The sequence below is a fragment of the Flavobacterium gossypii genome (assembly GCF_014138495.1).
Classification (GTDB): domain Bacteria; phylum Bacteroidota; class Bacteroidia; order Flavobacteriales; family Flavobacteriaceae; genus Flavobacterium; species Flavobacterium endophyticum.
In genome coordinates, this window is record NZ_JACJIS010000002.1 from 169,389 (window position 1) to 186,348 (window position 16,960).

14 protein-coding genes are annotated in these 16,960 nt (G+C 38.9%); 7 read left to right on the forward strand and 7 right to left on the reverse strand.

Annotated features, from left to right (window positions below; genetic code table 11):
• Nucleotides 1-14: 14 nt before the first annotated feature.
• From GGR22_RS10690 to GGR22_RS17185, 3 genes are all read right to left on the reverse strand, one after another.
• Nucleotides 15-356 carry a hypothetical protein gene (locus GGR22_RS10690; RefSeq protein WP_182493655.1) on the reverse strand — a complete coding sequence of 114 codons (342 nt, stop codon included), beginning with the start codon at nt 354-356 and terminating at the stop codon, nt 15-17.
• Nucleotides 353-4,471 (reverse strand): hypothetical protein, encoded by a 4,119-nt coding sequence (locus tag GGR22_RS10695; protein ID WP_182493656.1) that lies wholly within the window; start codon nt 4,469-4,471, stop codon nt 353-355. Before GGR22_RS10695 ends, GGR22_RS10690 begins: the two co-directional genes overlap by 4 nt.
• A 476-nt stretch (nt 4,472-4,947) precedes the next feature.
• Nucleotides 4,948-5,076 (reverse strand): hypothetical protein, encoded by a 129-nt coding sequence (locus GGR22_RS17185; protein WP_262888878.1) that lies wholly within the window; start codon nt 5,074-5,076, stop codon nt 4,948-4,950.
• A gap of 319 nt (nt 5,077-5,395) precedes the next feature.
• Between GGR22_RS17185 and GGR22_RS10700 the strand changes: the two genes are divergently transcribed.
• Together GGR22_RS10700 and GGR22_RS10705 are read left to right on the forward strand one after the other, a co-directional pair.
• Nucleotides 5,396-7,597 carry a T9SS type A sorting domain-containing protein gene (locus GGR22_RS10700; protein WP_182493657.1) on the forward strand — a complete coding sequence of 734 codons (2,202 nt, stop codon included), beginning with the start codon at nt 5,396-5,398 and terminating at the stop codon, nt 7,595-7,597.
• Nucleotides 7,598-7,734: 137 nt separating this feature from the next.
• Entirely contained in the window at nt 7,735-8,115 is a 381-nt protein-coding gene (locus tag GGR22_RS10705) for a nuclear transport factor 2 family protein (RefSeq protein WP_182493658.1), read from the forward strand.
• Between the two features lie 135 nt (nt 8,116-8,250).
• Here the strand turns inward: GGR22_RS10705 and GGR22_RS10710 are convergent, their stop codons facing one another.
• Entirely contained in the window at nt 8,251-8,901 is a 651-nt protein-coding gene (locus tag GGR22_RS10710) for a hypothetical protein (RefSeq protein WP_182493659.1), read from the reverse strand.
• A 238-nt stretch (nt 8,902-9,139) separates the two neighbouring features.
• Here GGR22_RS10710 and GGR22_RS10715 point away from each other — a divergent pair, with 238 nt between their 5' ends.
• The 5 genes from GGR22_RS10715 to GGR22_RS10735 all read left to right on the forward strand — a co-directional run bounded on the left by GGR22_RS10715 (nt 9,140) and on the right by GGR22_RS10735 (nt 13,942).
• Entirely contained in the window at nt 9,140-10,150 is a 1,011-nt protein-coding gene (locus GGR22_RS10715) for an LLM class flavin-dependent oxidoreductase (protein WP_121376439.1), read from the forward strand.
• Nucleotides 10,151-10,237: 87 nt separating this feature from the next.
• On the forward strand, nt 10,238-10,522 hold the full coding sequence (locus GGR22_RS10720; protein ID WP_182493660.1) for a hypothetical protein: 285 nt from the start codon (nt 10,238-10,240) through the stop codon (nt 10,520-10,522).
• A 56-nt stretch (nt 10,523-10,578) separates the two neighbouring features.
• A complete protein-coding gene (locus GGR22_RS10725; protein ID WP_246336951.1) occupies nt 10,579-11,052 on the forward strand; it encodes a hypothetical protein in 474 nt (157 codons plus the stop codon).
• 46 nt (nt 11,053-11,098) lie between these two features.
• Nucleotides 11,099-11,572 carry a nuclear transport factor 2 family protein gene (locus GGR22_RS10730; RefSeq protein ID WP_182493661.1) on the forward strand — a complete coding sequence of 158 codons (474 nt, stop codon included), beginning with the start codon at nt 11,099-11,101 and terminating at the stop codon, nt 11,570-11,572.
• A gap of 87 nt (nt 11,573-11,659) precedes the next feature.
• Nucleotides 11,660-13,942 (forward strand): acyl-CoA dehydrogenase family protein, encoded by a 2,283-nt coding sequence (locus GGR22_RS10735; protein ID WP_182493662.1) that lies wholly within the window; start codon nt 11,660-11,662, stop codon nt 13,940-13,942.
• Here GGR22_RS10735 and GGR22_RS10740 read toward each other — a convergent pair whose 3' ends face one another.
• From GGR22_RS10740 to GGR22_RS10750, 3 genes are all read right to left on the reverse strand, one after another.
• Nucleotides 13,943-14,992 carry an o-succinylbenzoate synthase gene (locus tag GGR22_RS10740; RefSeq protein ID WP_182493663.1) on the reverse strand — a complete coding sequence of 350 codons (1,050 nt, stop codon included), beginning with the start codon at nt 14,990-14,992 and terminating at the stop codon, nt 13,943-13,945.
• 11 nt (nt 14,993-15,003) lie between these two features.
• The gene (locus GGR22_RS10745; protein ID WP_182493664.1) at nt 15,004-16,212 is read right to left on the reverse strand and encodes a tetratricopeptide repeat protein; all 1,209 of its coding nucleotides are present in this window, start codon (nt 16,210-16,212) and stop codon (nt 15,004-15,006) included.
• A gap of 67 nt (nt 16,213-16,279) precedes the next feature.
• Complete coding sequence (locus tag GGR22_RS10750) at nt 16,280-16,957, reverse strand: metal-dependent hydrolase (protein ID WP_121376445.1); 678 nt, start codon at nt 16,955-16,957, stop codon at nt 16,280-16,282.
• Nucleotides 16,958-16,960 lie beyond the last annotated feature (3 nt).

The following is a 16,960-nucleotide window of genomic DNA, read 5'->3' on the forward strand; positions in this document are numbered from 1 at the left end:
TATGGTTAATACTCTTAAATCGCCAACTTATAGCTTGGAAATAGTTCGACAACCGAGGTATTGTTTCGCAAAAAGTTCTTGATTTTATATTCTGTAGTGATGGTCAGGTCGATATGATAGTTCAGCGCAGTTGTCCACAGCTGTGAATTCACGATCGGAAAATCACACACCATCATAATGTCCCAATCCTTACCTTCCAATTGGCGCCAATCGTTTGGCAACACCCTTCCCCTGCTACCATGCAAGTAAATAGCTCTTACAGGAGTAATCGCATCTACTTTGGCTTTCAGGTCATTTAAAATATATGGCAGCACGAATTCGTGCTGCCATATGGCTTCTGCCTTTATCTGGCTCATATAGAAAATCTAGAAATTGGCAATAAAGTATTTACTTCGGCAGAAGCTAATTTGGTTCCGTTAGCATCCAAAATCCTGTCATAATAAGCTGTCGGATTTGTAAACTTCACAGAATCGGAATTGAAAAGAACTTTTACCTGATCCAGTTCAGGCATCGTAACCGTTACTGGAGTTTCTTTTTCAAAAACAAATGTCGGAACTACGCTCGTGTCCACTATGAATCGGATAGACGCTTCATTGTTATCTGCTGAAGTATACTGCTGAGCATCGATCCCGGGAATCAGAGACAGTTGTTCTGCTAGCTTCGTATAGATAACCTTCGCTGAATCTGTTGACTGCCAAGCGGCATCTCTTTCGATAACGATTTCTTCTCCCATACATCGGAACGTTCTTGGAAAACTGGAATACGAATCATAGTGACCAATAGTATTATTACCAAAACTATCCATATCTTCATACGAAAAGGTAACTGTTTTTGAAGAAGCTCCGTTCATCTGTGCTCCCGTGATATGGAAATTAGGTGAATGCGGTACAGAAGCAGGGTCTTCAAAGTCTGACAAGTCTTCGTCATAAGGCAATGCTTTCTCTACTTTCAGTCCAATGCTATCGGCCTGCAAAATGGTCAAAGCAGTTGGGAGTCTTGTAGCCCATGCTTTTCCTTCTTTTTGGCCTTCTGGCTCGCGCAATTCGTCTACGATAGAAAGGAACAGTTCATCTTCGATAACCGGTACTTCGCCTCCATTCCAAATTTGGCCTGTTTGTAGATAATAGCTAACTACTTCTTCAAAACCTGGCCTAACTGTTACGATTACTCTCGCCATACCTGCCTGCATAAAGCTTCTAAATAAAGGATCGTTGTTATCATATTGATACAGTTTTGCCCAATCTTCTCTAGCTCCCCAATAGTACGGATAGAAATTATAAGACATAATGTCCCATTCAAAGGCTTGCTCAATAAATTTGGCAAAAGCAGCATAATCGTCTAGATTAGCATCTACTTTTATCTCATGGTTTCCAAAAGATCTGTCTACACCTGAAGCAAGAGGTTTGGTCATGTCTTTTCCATACGTTCTTCTCGCTGTGGTATTCTGGTCTATGATATAAGAGATACAGTTTTTACGCAATACCATGTTTTCAATTTCACGATAAAAGCCAGGATTGGTACCTTTGATAACAACACCTTTGGCTTGTTCTTCGGCTAATTTTTGCTCATATTCTACAACTGCATCTTCATAAGCATCAATAATCGCTTTGAACGTTTCTTGCTGCCATTGCTGGTATTTATTGGCTGTTCTTTCTAACTTGACGCTAACATTGGCAATACCTACGTGATGCGTAATAAAGAAAACAGAAACTGGAATATTGCCTTCAAAAGCATTTAAAGCCTCGCCATCTTTTGGATATAATCTCCAGTTGTCGTTCAACGAACCGCAATAGTATCTCAAGTTTCCAACGCTGACACCAATCGATTTACCCCAGCTGGTCTGCATGGCAGCACTAGATACAGTAACTACCGCATCAACCGTTTTATAACCTTCCGGCAAAGTCAGATTGGCTTTATCAGACCAAGAATTACCACCACTCATCAATCCAGAGAAATTGAATTCTTTACCGACACTTAAGAATTGCGAAGGACTCGCATCCAAATCAACATTTAGCTTTCCGCCCCAATATTTTACTGTAGCATCATTTACACACGTAAAATCTTTTAAGTTTAGCGGAGTTGTCGTTCCTTGCGTGTCAACAAATTTTCTTGGATCTACGGGCTCAATCAATTTGGATCCTCCATTCTCAGACATGCCCAATATATGAAGCTTGGCAGGCTCTGGAACCATAAATTCAAACATCAAGCGTTTTCCATAATTATAGATCTGGTTCTTATAAACCTTGTCAACCCAGCGATAAACTCCTACGACATGCTTGTCGCCTTTCGTATTATCAAAACCGTGCTTGTTATTGTCTTCAAACTCTTCAATAATTTTCTCGATTCGTTCTTCTTTTACCTTAGTCACGATTCTTTCCATCGCACGCTCTGTTACCTCTTTGGCTTGGTTGACAGCTTGGCGCGTACTTTCTTCTCTAGAAGTATGCGTAGCCATATTGACATTTGCACCCAGAGTAAATTTGGTACCTCCTGTTGTAGCGCCGCCCCATTCCATTCCGAAGTTTCCTCCGGCAGAAAGATCTTTGCTTTCCTGCAACACTTTTGCGACTTCACTCTGCATTTCGAAACGGCTCGTATTGGTCGTATCCGACAACTGTTCTTTTTCTCTTTCAGAGGTAGACGTCGTCGTATTTTCGCTTCTACGGAGCTTGCGGGTAGCCTTCTCCTTATACTCGCGGGCCATGACGTTTTCGATTGCCGCCACTTCGCCTTCAACATATCCTTGAACAGTCTGTTCTACTTTTTTATAATCGGCAATACCAAGCTGTTTTACTCCAAATCCAGAAGGGATAAACGATCCATCGGCCCCAGTAGCAGGTACAGAGGGAACCGACGGCGTGCTTTCTGGCTGCGGCTCTAAGATGGTCAGCATCCTGCCCGTAGCACAATTCAACGTATGCCAAAAATCAGTCGTGAACGATTTTTTTGCTCCATTCGTAAAAGTAATTGCTACTGTAAGATTCTTCATCACGTAGTAGAAATCACCTGTCGTAAGCGCATCATTATGAAGATTGGTCAGCATGATGCTGTTTCCGTTTCTGTTTTGCGTAAAAGCAGTACGAACCACCTTTTCTCCAGAATACTTTTCGACCGTAGTCTCAACTCCCGAAATCTGCCATGAAGAATCAGCTACCGTAAAAGAAACGTCAAAGTTTACGTAGGTACCGCCATTAGCGTTACTACTGTAGATTTTTGGACAGGCTTGATAAGAAAAAGGAAGTATCCCAGCCGTAACATTATTTGTCGTAGGAATAACAACTCCTCCAACACTTATTGAAGTATTTCCTTGATGAGGCGTATGGCTGATGATAGTCTGCGTATTAGTAGAAACCTGATCTTCAATCAATGTGAAAACATTTTGGAACGACGTTAGACTAGTATCGCTCGACAATCCTGGAATGATTCTAGCCGCAAGGCCTTCTTCTTTTTTTTCCGGCTCGTCTTCTGTCTCTATTTCCAATACTTCAAGCAATGTATCAAAAGCTGGTGCAGATAATACAGACTTCAAATGTTCCAAATCAATTTCGTTTCTGAATTTAAAATTAAAAGCAGGCAATTTAGGCATCGGAACAACTGGCGGCTCATTGCAAGGGTCTGCCGCATCAAACGGGACATCAGGATTTCTCACAGAACACCATTTGGTTTTGGCATCTTCCACATTCTTATGATAATCATCAATAATAGGCTGTATTTCTGCCTGGTATTTTAGCTGTTCATTTTCAAAGGAAACCTGATATTCCTTTTTATAGGCCTTTTCTACTTTTTGCAATTCTTTCTTGAGCTTATTCTGTCTTTCTATATTTATGTTCGACAAGGAAATTGCTTGAAATTGACGCATCTCATCGTTAGGCAGCGACATTTGTGCTTCTTCTTCAGACTCACCTCTTGCAGCCATTCTTGCAACAATCGGAGCAGAAGACGTGTTTTCTACGAATAGCTGCTTAGGCAAGACAACTTTTGCATTCATCAATTGTTTAGACAATGGCTTATTCGATTCATCATAGTTTCTAAATAGATGATTCGCGACAAGCAACTGCATGATGATTTCTTTAGCATAAAAGCTTTTCTGCGTAACTACTTGGTAAAAAAGATTGTCCCATAAAAGAGTCAGCTGCGATGGTGTCAAGCCTGTTGTAACTTTCAAAACCTCTTTTTTCAGGTCTGCTTCAGTATACGAATATTTGTTCTTTGCCATCCATACAGCCAGCACATATAGTTCTGCATTGATAGATTTTAGATTTTCTTCGCTTATGGCTCCGAAAGAAGGAGAAGCATCTGCCATAGATTGCCACTTGGTCTTGTTGCTCGGCCTGTTGGCGACAGCGTTGTCAAATGTTACTCCATTTGCGCTTCGATACACAAAACGTTTGTCTTTGTTTTTTTCTTCAGATAGCTCTGGCGATCTCATGGTAACGAATCGGAAGAGTGTGTTTTTAATTTCTGTACTCATTTTTACTTTTTTTAATTATAAGATTTATTTCTTGTAATATTCGTGGCTAATATGATTCTCTGGATTGTTTTCCGGACAACAAGGCTTTTGAATGGCTATTATCGAATGATTACAGTGCAAATATATAAGAAATAAATCTATCAAACAAATATTAAATTAGATTATTTTCATTTATTTTTCAAAATACTGTATATTATTATCTTACAGCCAGCAATTCGTCAGTTGCTTAAAAAAGAAATTATCAATCAGCTTTAAATCAGTAATATAAATCAGAATAGCACATTTAAAATGCACAGACGCATTAATAATCATAGCTCTTACAAAGGGAAATAACTTAGATTATTTTCAATCAAATGAAATATAAACAGAAGAAAGCCTATTTAAATAAATCAAAAGAAAGAAGAAGAAAAAAGTGCCAAAACGCACAGAAAATAATAAGAAACCCCAGGGTAATAGGGTTCTTTCTTTTATCGAAGCTAGTAGTTCACTTCGACGTGATAGCTGCCCGGCTGGGTCGTATCGTTGTTTTTGACCAAAAGATTGGCGCCTCCGGTCTGCAAGTTCTGAAAACGATCTGGAAATAGCCGCTCCTCCTGCGAGGTCAACCAAGTTTCCTTCCAATTCCAATGTCCTGCTCAAAGAAAAAGTAAGCGATGCAGTGCCGGTGTTGCGGAAAGTGACGACTATGGCCCCGTCAAATCCTACTGTGCCAATAACCGCGACAGTTCCAGCAACTGCTAGTCCTGAAAACTCCTCAAAATCGCCCGCTTTAGACAGCTTTCAACTAAGGTAGTTTTTGATATAAAATTGTTTAGGGTTGTAGTTTTGTAGGTTTTTTGTGTTAAATAAATCTTTATATTTGATAAAGCTTGGATTTTATTATCCAATATTTCACTGTTTTTCAACAACTTATAACTTTTAACAATGGACAAAACAAATTTTAATTTTAGGAAAATGCCCTCTTTCAAGAAGCAATATTATTTCTTACTTTTTGCAATCTCATCATTTGGCTGCTTTGCGCAAACAGGAACTTACCAGATTACAGCCACAGCACCTTCACCATCATCATTTTCGAGCTTATCTGCAGCTGTCACAGGCATAGGTACTAATGATGCTACCCTTCATATCAACAGCAACATAACAGTATCGGCAAATCTTACCGTGCCTTCTAATATTTCTTTAAAATTTTATAAAGGGGCTGTTATTACCATAAATAGCGGCGTGATACTAACCCTTAAAGGTCCGTTGGACGCTGGTGCTTTTCAGCTATTCAATTGTATCGGTACAGGTATCGTAAAGGGAAGTCCAAAAATTGATCAAGCACTACCTGAATGGTGGAAAAAACCTGCTGATACGTATTGGACAGATGCCATACAGAAAGCAGTAGACTTTTGCCCAAGGGTATTTTTTCAAAAAGGTGATTATATAATAAATGGAACTATAAATCTTTCCATGGATTTTAATCATATTATTTATGGAAATGGTCGAAGCACAAATATAATTTCTGATGCTGATCAATATGTATTTTCTATGATCAGTAACAACTCTTTCCCCACCCATTCTAGTTTTGAAGATCTTTATTTTCATTGCAAAAAAGGAATTAAGTTTAATAATGAAACAACACCTGTAATAAAAAATAATCAAATCTTGAATATTAAGATCACCCGTTGTATTTTCAGCCATGATAGAGGATCGGGAACTTTTCCAGATATTGCTATTAATCTTTATGAAGTTTTTGATTCTACGGTTTCTGAAAATTTAATAGAATCTTTCGATATTGGAATTAAATTAAAAGGCTGCGATATTAACTATATACATGACAATAGGGTTCAAATATTTAAACAGTATGCTATTCTAGACTTAAAAGACAAGGATAATGACACCACTGGCTCGCAAACACTAATAGCGCATAATGACCTATTATCTTACCAAGGAACAGCTCATACAGGTGCTTTTATAAAAACGACCAATCAATATGTCATTATAAGAGACAATTTTTTAGAGAATGCACACAGTGAACAATTTCCAGAAGTTTATCCACTTGCGTATATTGATTGTTCCAATATCGGGCTTGAAGAAACAGAATTTGTGCCTTATAATATTGATATTACCGGAAACCGATTAAGCACGGGTGCTGATTTTCTATATTTAATCTGCGAGGATTTTAAAAGTTTGAATCTCAACGACGCTCCGTTAGCAATTCCTTTGAATCAAATACCTCCATCAAGTTTCTGCAAAAACTCTCCTACCAAAATATTGAAAAGAAATATCCCTATAAGTTATGAAGATAGGCCACGTTCTATAAATATCGCAAATGTTTTTTCGTTTAGAGAATGGCGAGGGTTTAACAATACCAATATTTTGCAAAATGACTTGAATGGCGCTATGATCATCAACCCTTCTAACATTTCAGACTTAGCTCATGACCCCGACGGCCATAAAGCAACTTTCAATCCAAAAAGCATTCAATTGGCAAAGGATCAATACATCAAGATACAGATAAGCCAGAAGCTGAGTGGTGAGACTGGCGAATTAAATGGTCTTCCAAAAAGATTCAAAATCAAACTAATTACCAGGAATATAGGTTCTGGAGCATCAGCAACAAGCAATAATGATTATTATGTTACCATAAAAAAAGATGGCGAAGATGATGTGGATGCTTGGGCCGGATTTGGAAGCTATGTTTGTAATAATACCAGCGATTCAAATTACAATAATTACAATACCTATATAGCCAGTCCATCAATCGACATCAATTCTACTTCAGATTATTGGATGTTGTTGAATCCGCTAAATTCTGACAAGGAGCTTAAATATATCATAATCGAACCAGACGAATCAGAATGTATGGAAGACAATGAGACAAATAAACCGGCCAAAGAGAGTATTGATTTAGAGGATAATCTAAAAGTTTACCCGAATCCTACAGACAACATTCTTAAAATAGAAACTGGAAATTTCAGTATCAATTCTATTCTGGTTTATGATTTGAGTGGACGATTTATTAAAGATTACACAAAAGAAGTCAAAGACAAGTCTATTAATGTTGGTGCATTGCCTTCTGGCAGTTATATTGTAAAAATTGCTACTGCTGGTGAAACATCAAAAATAATCTTGAAAAAGTAAGGCATTAAAATAATTATATTTATAACTTATAATTTGTCAGGCGGACAGTCCTTGGCTGACTATTAGAAATTATCACGGACAAACAATCAATAACACGATTGTAACGATTGACGAAACTACAACAAACAAATCAGAATATGGACAAAACAAAAATCACCAGAGAAAATATCCTTGAAGCGGAAAACAAACTTTTTTCGGCTCAACTTGTAAGCAATGTAGACCTACTTGACCAACTATTGCACGATGATTTGGTTGCAGTTGCACCGACAGGACAAATTCTAACTAAAGAAATGGACTTGAACTCGCATAAAGCAAAAACAATGATTATTGAAGATGCTTCAACAGAAATTGACGACATTAGAATAATGGGCGACACTGCGCTTTCAATCGTTACAATGACAGCGAAAGGAAAAATGATGGGAACGCCTTTAGAAGGAAAATTTAGATATTTTAGAGTTTGGAAACGCTTTGACGGCACATTGAAAGTTATTGGGGCCAGTTTTATGCAATTACCTTGATTAAAAACTTTTATTACAGGGCTTATAAAATCTGGCTTTATACGGCAAGAGCGGCCTTGCCTAAAAAAATAAGACTTACGGTGTAGATATACACAAAAAAACCGATGACTAGTAATCATCGGTTTTTTATTTCCTTTATTTTTTCTTCTTCGATTTCTTTTTGGATTTTGCTTTTGCCTTAGCTTTCGCTACTTTTTTAGCCTTTGCTTTTTTTCTAGCTTTTTCTTTCTTTTCCTTATCTTTTTTCTTTTTAGCCTTGGCTTTTTCCTTCTCTTTTAGTTTTGCTTTTTTAGCTTTTGCTTTCTCCTTGTCTTTTTTAGCCTTGGCTTTTTCCTTTTCTTTCATCTTTTTAGATTTTTTCTTGTTTTTCTTTTTATCCTCCTGTACTGCTTCTTCGGTATTCGCTTGAGTATCTTGGATAGGCGTTAATGCGTTTTCAACTTCTTTTGCACTAGCCTCTGTATTTTCCTTTGGCGCTGCTTTGGTAGCCGCTGGAGTTGCTTTTTTTACTGTTGTCGTAGCAGCAGGCTTTGCAGCGGCTGGGTTAGCGGCAGCCGTTTTAGCCGCTATAGCTGTTATTCTTGCGGGTGCCGGTTTGGCTGCAGGCGCAGTTTTAGCTGCAGGAGCTTTCGCTGTCGTACCAGCGGCTGGCCTTGGCGCTCTAGCTCTCGGAGCTGAAGCAGGCTTTGGACTCTCTTGCTTCGCAACTGGAGTAGCTGTGGCTTTTGGAGTATCTTGGCTTTTCTCAGGGGCGTTTTCTGGATTGTTTTCGGCTATTTGACTCATAGGGTTATCGATTAGTATTATACAATGATTTTGAGATTCTGGAAATAGTGTTCATGTTTCGTTAAAATTACGATATTGTAAATTTAACGTTAACAAATTTAAGCCATTAATAGATGCGCCAATGTTAAGTTTTCACTTCAGGCAAAAACTTAACATTGGAAATTTTTAGGAAAAAAATAACACCTTGCAGCCTTTGGCAGAAACCGTCAAAAGTGATTAGTTTCTTACCTTTACAAGTATGAAAAATATCAGATTAAGCATTCTTGACCAATCTCAGGTCAGGAGAAACGGAACAGCAAAACAAGCGTTGCAAGAATCCGGCGAATTAGTACAATTAGCAGAAAAACTAGGATACACCCGCTACTGGGTTTCAGAACACCATAACTTTAAGATGGTTGCCGGCACGGCTCCCGAAGTATTGATTCCGTTTTTGGCTTCAAAGACACAAACCATAAAGATTGGCTCGGGCGGTATCATGCTTCCCAACCACAGCGCCTTCAAGGTGGCCGAAAACTTCGGACTGTTGGAAACGCTTTTCCCAAAAAGAATTGATTTAGGAATTGGACGTGCTCCTGGCGGCGACAGGCTGTCGTCTCACCTGCTCAATCCTTCTAATACCTTTAGTGAAAAAGAATTTTTCCAGCAATTGATCGATGTCCAAGCCTTTCTTAGGAATGAAACCTTAGCCGATACGGTACATGAAAAAGTAAAATCGTATCCGTGTCCGGAAGAAATTCCAGATTTATGGATTTTGACATCCAGTGGCGGCAGTGCTCAATTTGCGGCCCATTTCGGAATGGCATTGTCGTTTGCTCAATTTATAAATCCTGATGGCGGTCCAGAGGTCGCGGCTTTCTACCGCCAGAATTTTAAGCCTTCTGCCGAGCTGAAACAACCGAAAGTAAATGTCGGAATCTTTGCCTTCTGCTCTGAAGACGAACAAAAGATTGCCGATTGGATTACAGAATTCGATTATCGAATGCTGCATATTGAAGCGGGTGCTGCCGGAGAACTTCCTTCTTTTGAAGAAATAAAAAATATGGGCTATACGTTGCAGCAGAAAGCACGGATTGCTTATAACAAAGGGCGTTATATTGCAGGAACTCCGGAAAAGCTCAAGGCCGCTATCGAAAAAATTGCCGACGAGTATGAAACCGATGAAATCATGATTGCCACCATAGCAGAAAATTTTGAAGACCGCAAGAAATCGTATGAATTGCTTGCAGGGCAATTCCTAACATCTTCTTAAATTTTAGAAATAAAACAATATATTCTAGCGATTTTAAGTTAAAATGAGTACATTGAAAACAATAATAACCTAAAATTCTAGACTAAAATGAAAAAATCGTTTATCGCATTGGGAACCATAGCGTTGCTAGCGTTCGCTTCCTGTAAAGAAGACAAAAAAACTCCTGATCCAGTTCCGGAGACGCCGCCTGTAGAAAACCCAACTCCGACTCCGTCGCCTAAGACAGAAGCTGAAAAGCAAGATAATGACGGAACTACCGTTTCTGTCGGAAAAGACGGTGTTCAGGTAAACACAAAAGATGGCGAGAGCAAAACAGACGTGAACGTTTCTAAAAATGATGCGTCTGTCGAAATCAAAAAGCCAAAGAATTAAATTTTATTTGTTTAAGGCCAGCTTCTTCAGGCTGGCTTTTTACCAAATAAAAAAAAATGAAAAAGAAACACACTATGAAAAAATTATTCCTGCTGCTGCTCTGCATTGCTGTTCTTGCAGCCTGCAAATCGAAGCCATCGGCACCTAAAATAGCCAAACTAGAACTTTCGCAAGTAAGCCCGTCCCAAAAAAGCAGGGCGTATGATTTAGGAAAAAGGATATTGAATGCATGCAACACTTCTAAGTTCAAGCCTTTTACAAAAGAAGAAGCTACCGACAAGGTAATCCAAAATACGACTTTAGAAAAACTGTCTAGCACCTGTAGAAAATTTTCGATAAAATATGGGCAGTTTGAAGATATTAGATTGGTTGAGGTCATCAAAAACAATTCTGACAACACGCTTATTTTCAGATATAAGGCAGATTACCAGAGAAAATTTGCACAAAAAGAACTTCAGGTAACGCTAAATAACGAAAATAAAGTCTCAGCTATCCGCTCGACTGATTGGTCAGATGCATATACTCCGTAAACGATTGTATTTTTTTGCCTACTTTTAATGATTCAAAATCCCAAGCATGAACACCAACGAACAGATTATTGAAGAATTCTATGCGGCATTTGCAGCCCAAAACGCAGAAACAATGGCAAGCTGCTATCATCCAGATATCGTTTTTGAAGATCCTGCTTTCGGAAAACTCGAAGGAAAAGACGCCTCAGATATGTGGTATATGTTGATTGAAAGGGCTAAAGGAAATCTGAAAGTAGAATTTTCCGACATCAAGGCAGATGCTCAAAAAGGAACGGCACAATGGACAGCAATCTACCTTTTCACAAAAACCAACCGAAAAGTAATCAACAAAATAAAGGCTTCCTTTGAATTTAAGGACGGCCTGATTATCAAACATACCGATTCGTTTGATTTCTGGAATTGGGCAAAACAAGCTTTAGGAACAACCGGCTTGCTATTAGGATGGTCTTCCTTCCTTCATAAAAAAGTACAGCATCAGGCTTTGGAATCTTTGAGAAAATACCAACAGAAAAATTCTTAATTAACATACATTTAAACCTTATCCGATCATAATTGCTTAATTTTAAAGGGCTAGAAATTACACAGCTTTTTTAGAAATTATTCCATTATGACAAATCCAATTTTAAATTCCTTCCTTCCTATATTTTATATCGCTTGGTCTGATGATGTGTTGACAGAAAAAGAAACAAACCTGCTTAAGGAATCCATCAACACCCAAGACTGGCTGACAAAAGCCGACAAAAAAGAACTTCTTTCTAAAATAAATATCGATAATCCTCCGTCAAGAACCGAACTGCAGGATTGGAAAGAAAGTATTAAAAGAGCCGTAAATCAAGACAGCGAAGAAGAATTGCTGACAGATATCTCCATAAAATTAGCCCTGCTCGACAATCCTAAAATCAGCAATGAAAAGCTAAAGCCGCTCTACTTCTATCTTCAAAATTTAGAAAAATCATTAGGAATCATCAGCAACGAAGCCGTATATGTCTTCAAAGAAAGACATGACACCATTACTTCAAAATACGCTACCGAAGCAACTTTCTCTATAGAAAAACTCACAGAAATACTTGATGGAAATCAGGCCGAAACGATCAATAAGGTCAAAAAAATTATCAGTCGCCCCACTTTTAAATATGAGGAATCGACCGATATTGAGGTCTATCGCGAAAAAGTTTTGAAATGGTGCAAAATTTTGGCAAAAGAAGGCTTGGGATCTACTGCCTATCCTAAAGCTCATGGCGGCCAAGACGATGTAGAAGCTTATTTTTCTATCATGGAAACTTTAAGCTATCACGATTTGAGCCTTGTCATCAAGTTTGGCGTGCAGTTTGGACTTTGGGGCATGAGCATCCAATCGCTTGGAACCGAAAAACATTATGCAAAATATTTGAAAAAAGTCGGAACGCTCAGTCTTCCGGGCTGTTTTGCCATGACCGAAACGAATCACGGTTCTAACGTAAAATCGCTTGAAACCACAGCGACGTATGACCACAAGACAAAAACCTTTACGATCAATACACCGCATAAATTAGCGCGAAAAGAATACATCGGGAATGCGGCTCGCGACGGACAGATGGCCACTGTTTTCGCCAAATTGATTATTGACGGAACAGATCATGGCGTCAATGCCTTTATAGTACCGATCCGCGACTCAAAAAACAAGGTGCACGAAGGTGTCACTATTGAAGATTGCGGTCTAAAGATGGGACTGAACGGTGTAGACAACGGAATTATTTATTTTGACAATGTCGTGATTCCGAAAGAAAATATGCTCGACCGTTTTGCTTCTATAAACAGCAAAGGACAATTTGAAAGCCCGATTGCCAGTGATAACCGACGTTTTTTTACCATGCTCGGCACTTTAGTCGGCGGCAGGATTGGAATTCCGCGTTCGGCACTAGCGGCAGCCAAATCAGCCTTGACAATTGCCATCCGCTATGGCGACCAAAGACGTCAGTTCGGCCCTCAAGGCGGCTCAGAAGTCCCAATTTTAAACTACAGAATGCACCAGCGCAGGCTAATGCCCTATCTGGCTAAATCCTACGCCATACATTTTGCCTTGCAATATGTTACGCAACGATTCCTAAACCGAAAAGAATCGGAAATGCAGGAAATCGAAGCTTTGGCAGCCGGCATGAAAGCCTATTCTACTTGGAACACGCGCGATACCATACAGGAATGCAGGGAAGCCTGTGGCGGAAAAGGCTATTTGGCTGAAAATCGATTTGCTGCTTTGAAGAATGATACGGAAGTCTATACCACTTTTGAAGGCGATAATACTGTCTTGATGAATCTCGTTGCCAAAAATCGACTTTCAGAATTCAAAAATCAGTTTGGCGAAATGAACGCCTTGAGCCTTTTTAATTATGTCGTAGACCAAGCCAAGACCTCAATTACCTATAAGAATCCTTTTGCGACTCGAAATACGGACGAAAACCATCTGGCTGATAGCGAATTCCACATTCATGCTTTTCAGTTCCGTGAAAGGGAAATACAGGCTTCTGCGGCAAAACGTATCAAAAAGCTGCTGGATAGTGGCTTGGATTCATTTGATGCTTTTAACATCGCCCAGCATCATTTGATTAATGTGAGTCAGGCTTATTTGGAACGAATTGTCTTGGAACAGTTTCAGCTTCAAGTTGAAAAAACGAAAGACGAAGGCGCAAAAGCAATCCTGAAGAAACTCTGCCAACTCTATGCCTTGTCAACTCTCGAAAAAAACGCAAGCTGGTATCTGGAGCAAGGCTACATGGAAGGTGTAAAAACAAAAGCCATTCGAAAAGTCGTAAATCAGTTATGTTGGGAAATCAGGCAGAATGCTGTGCCTTTAGTTAATGCTTTCGCGATTCCTGAAAGCTGCTTGAGCGCACCGATTATAACGAAACAGTAGTTATTTATCTAGAAGCAAACCTATATTCCAGTCCAAGGCAGGATTATAAACTAATTCTCCGTTACTTACTTCTAAAGGACAATCAAAATTATTAGTATACAGACCGCCAGTGCCCAAACCTTGGGGCATTGGATTCTGTTGCAAAAATGTCCATTGTGCAATAGCATTTAAGCCAATATTGCTTTCTAAAGCGGAAGTAACCCACCAGCCGATATTGTATTTTTCAGCAAGCGAAATCCACTCTTTTGAACCTCTAAAACCACCTATCAAACTTGGCTTTAAAATGATATATTTTGGCCGTATTTTTTGCAACAATGCTTCTTTTTCGGCATATCCAAAAACACCAATTAGTTCTTCGTCCAAAGCAATCGGAAGAGGAGTCGTTTTACATAGCTCTGACATACTGTCATGCTGATTTTTTTGTATAGGTTGCTCTATGCTATGTAATTTAAATTCAGATAATTGGTTTAATTTATATAAAGCTTTATTTGAAGAAAATCCGCCGTTAGCATCTACCCTGATTTCGATGGTTGAAGCATCATAATTTTGACGAATAAAACGTAATAATTCGAGTTCTTTTTCAAAATCTATGGCTCCAATTTTAAGTTTTATACAATTAAAACCTTGCGCCAATTTTTCCTCAATTTGTGCCTTCATAAAAGCAGGTTCTCCCATCCAAACCAAGCCATTGATTGGAATGCTTTTTTTGCCCTTTGTAAAGTCAGAAGAAAACAGTAAAAAAGGCGTTTCGCTTTCTAAAGATTGGAACGCCATCTCTACTCCAAACTGTATGGAAGGAAATTCTAGCAGCGATTCCCAAAGCGTCTCTTTTCCGAGATGGATATTTTCACAGGTCCATTGCAGCTTTTCTTCATAGTTAGGCCTGTCGTCTGCGCTTAGTGTTCTGAGAATGCCGCACTCGCCTATCCCGATTTTGCCATTTTCCTCCAAAATAAGAAACCAAGTCTCCTTTTGGGTCATAACACCTCGCGATGTACCTGATGGTCGCTTAAAATCAAGAATATGCTTTTTATAGGAGGCTTTGAGCATTATTTATACTTTTAATCTTCGAGAAGTCTTATAATCCTGTCGAAATCGTCGTTTTTGAATCCTGCTTTTTTTAAGTCTTCAAAGTCGGATTGTGTTTTATTTTTCCAAGATAGGGCTGTCGTTACGTTTTGCCCATTATATTTTTTATGGATTTGCTTTGCTTTTTTGTAATCGCCTTTTAGCAGATAAACATGCGCCATATTCAATTGAATCAGCAATTCAGAACCGTCTAGCTCCTCGCCTTCTTTCAATACTTTCAACGCTTTATCGTATTGTTTTGAATACAGATAATATTGACCTAAAGCATTGTAATCCAAAACAGTCGCATTGCCGTTTTCAATAATTCCGGTCTGCAATAAATCGATAGCTTGTTCGTATTTTCGATTTTTGAAATAGTGCAACGCATCCAAACGGATTGACGTCAAGATTGATTTGTTTGCTGGTTTTTCAGAGAGGCACGCATTTCCAAAATCCTTGAAGGCTTTTGCTTTTTCAATCGCCATAAGGTTTTGGAACTCTTGAAATTTGTATTTTTTTTGCATTTTTTCAAGGATACAAAGCGAAAAGTCGTCAGAGTTGAGCATTTTTTTAGCCAACTCCGATGTTTTGACCTGCTTGATAATTGTCTGGCGATTTTCTGTCGTCCAGCCACGGCTTAATTTATTATCTACCCAAGGCACGACTTCTAGGATAATCTTCTGCTTCATGATCCAGTTTTTACTTTCAAAACCAAACCATAAATACTCCATTCCCGCTTTCAGGCAGGAAGATTTATCCATCGAAAGACGCCTTGCATCTTTATTTACAGGAGTACTCTGAAAAAGGCAGGCGTTCTCTGTTTTTCCTTTTTCTTTGTATTCCTTCGCAAGAGCATTGCTTGAAAAGATACCATATGTGCATTTATCATCGCCAGAAATTTTAGACGTCAAAAACACTGCTCCTGCAGCACCTTGGCTGATTCCTGTGGGATCTGGAATTGCTTTTAGCAAAGAAGTCAGGCTGTTCGCCATCTGCTGGTTTTCGTCAAGAAGCGTGATCCTGTAGACGATTTCGGTCGTACCAGTCGGAAGGTCTTCGGTCCTTACAGTAATTCTGTCTCCTGCTGAAACAATAATTTCTTTTGTAGTCGCACGATCTTTGTCCCAATAGCCATCTTGCTGGGAAAAAGCAAACTGGGCCATAAGTAACAGCAGAAAAAGTGCAATTTTTGATGTATGCATTTGTAAATGGTTCATTAATAGCTTTATTGTACAACAAAGCTGAAAGGTCGATTGCGAATCGATTTTGCTAGATATCGATAGAATCGCCTATTTCCAGAAGCATCAAGTCTTTTCCTTTGTCAAAAAACTTCTTTTTGGCTTCTTCGTGGTTGATTTTTATGTATCCGAACGTATCGTAATGACAGCCTAAAATCTTGTCGCATTCGACAAAATCAGAAGCAATAATCGCGTCTTCTATATCCATGGTAAAATTATTTCCTATAGGAAAAATAGCCAAGTCTAGTTTGGTTCGCAACGGAATCAGCTTCATGTCAAACGTCAGAGCTGTATCTCCAGCAATATAAATGTTTTTGTGCTCTCCTTCTATAATAAAACCGCCAGGATTACCGCCATAAGTACCGTCATTAAAAGAACTCGAATGGATGGCATTTACATATTTTACGGTTCCGAAATCAAACTTCCAGCTTCCGCCATGGTTCATTGGATGGCTTTTCAATCCCTTTTTTTCGAAATAACCTGCAATTTCTGCATTGGAAACAATAGTCGCTCCCGTGCGTTTTGCAATAGCCTCAACATCCAGCGTATGATCGCCGTGGGCATGGGTTACTAAGATATAATCGGCTTTTAGCTCATCGATATTGATGTGGCTAGCCAGTTCGTTTGCCGTGATATAAGGGTCAACTATGATATTTTTGCCTCCAACTTCAATCCCGAGGCTTGCGTGTCCGTAGAAAGTAATTTTCATAAT

What these genes read in the sequence shown, in the direction of transcription:
- GGR22_RS10725 (WP_246336951.1), top strand. Translation starts at nt 10,579, where the DNA reads ATGAAAAAGAAACACACTATGAAAAAATTATTCCTGCTGCTGCTCTGC.
- GGR22_RS10730 (WP_182493661.1), top strand. Translation starts at nt 11,099, where the DNA reads ATGAACACCAACGAACAGATTATTGAAGAATTCTATGCGGCATTTGCA.
- GGR22_RS10740 (WP_182493663.1), bottom strand. Translation starts at nt 14,992, where the DNA reads ATGCTCAAAGCCTCCTATAAAAAGCATATTCTTGATTTTAAGCGACCA.
- GGR22_RS10750 (WP_121376445.1), bottom strand. Translation starts at nt 16,957, where the DNA reads ATGAAAATTACTTTCTACGGACACGCAAGCCTCGGGATTGAAGTTGGA.
- GGR22_RS10695 (WP_182493656.1), bottom strand. Translation starts at nt 4,471, where the DNA reads ATGAGTACAGAAATTAAAAACACACTCTTCCGATTCGTTACCATGAGA.
- GGR22_RS10690 (WP_182493655.1), bottom strand. Translation starts at nt 356, where the DNA reads ATGAGCCAGATAAAGGCAGAAGCCATATGGCAGCACGAATTCGTGCTG.
- GGR22_RS10705 (WP_182493658.1), top strand. Translation starts at nt 7,735, where the DNA reads ATGGACAAAACAAAAATCACCAGAGAAAATATCCTTGAAGCGGAAAAC.
- GGR22_RS10735 (WP_182493662.1), top strand. Translation starts at nt 11,660, where the DNA reads ATGACAAATCCAATTTTAAATTCCTTCCTTCCTATATTTTATATCGCT.
- GGR22_RS10745 (WP_182493664.1), bottom strand. Translation starts at nt 16,212, where the DNA reads ATGCATACATCAAAAATTGCACTTTTTCTGCTGTTACTTATGGCCCAG.
- GGR22_RS10710 (WP_182493659.1), bottom strand. Translation starts at nt 8,901, where the DNA reads ATGAGTCAAATAGCCGAAAACAATCCAGAAAACGCCCCTGAGAAAAGC.
- GGR22_RS10715 (WP_121376439.1), top strand. Translation starts at nt 9,140, where the DNA reads ATGAAAAATATCAGATTAAGCATTCTTGACCAATCTCAGGTCAGGAGA.
- GGR22_RS10700 (WP_182493657.1), top strand. Translation starts at nt 5,396, where the DNA reads ATGGACAAAACAAATTTTAATTTTAGGAAAATGCCCTCTTTCAAGAAG.
- GGR22_RS10720 (WP_182493660.1), top strand. Translation starts at nt 10,238, where the DNA reads ATGAAAAAATCGTTTATCGCATTGGGAACCATAGCGTTGCTAGCGTTC.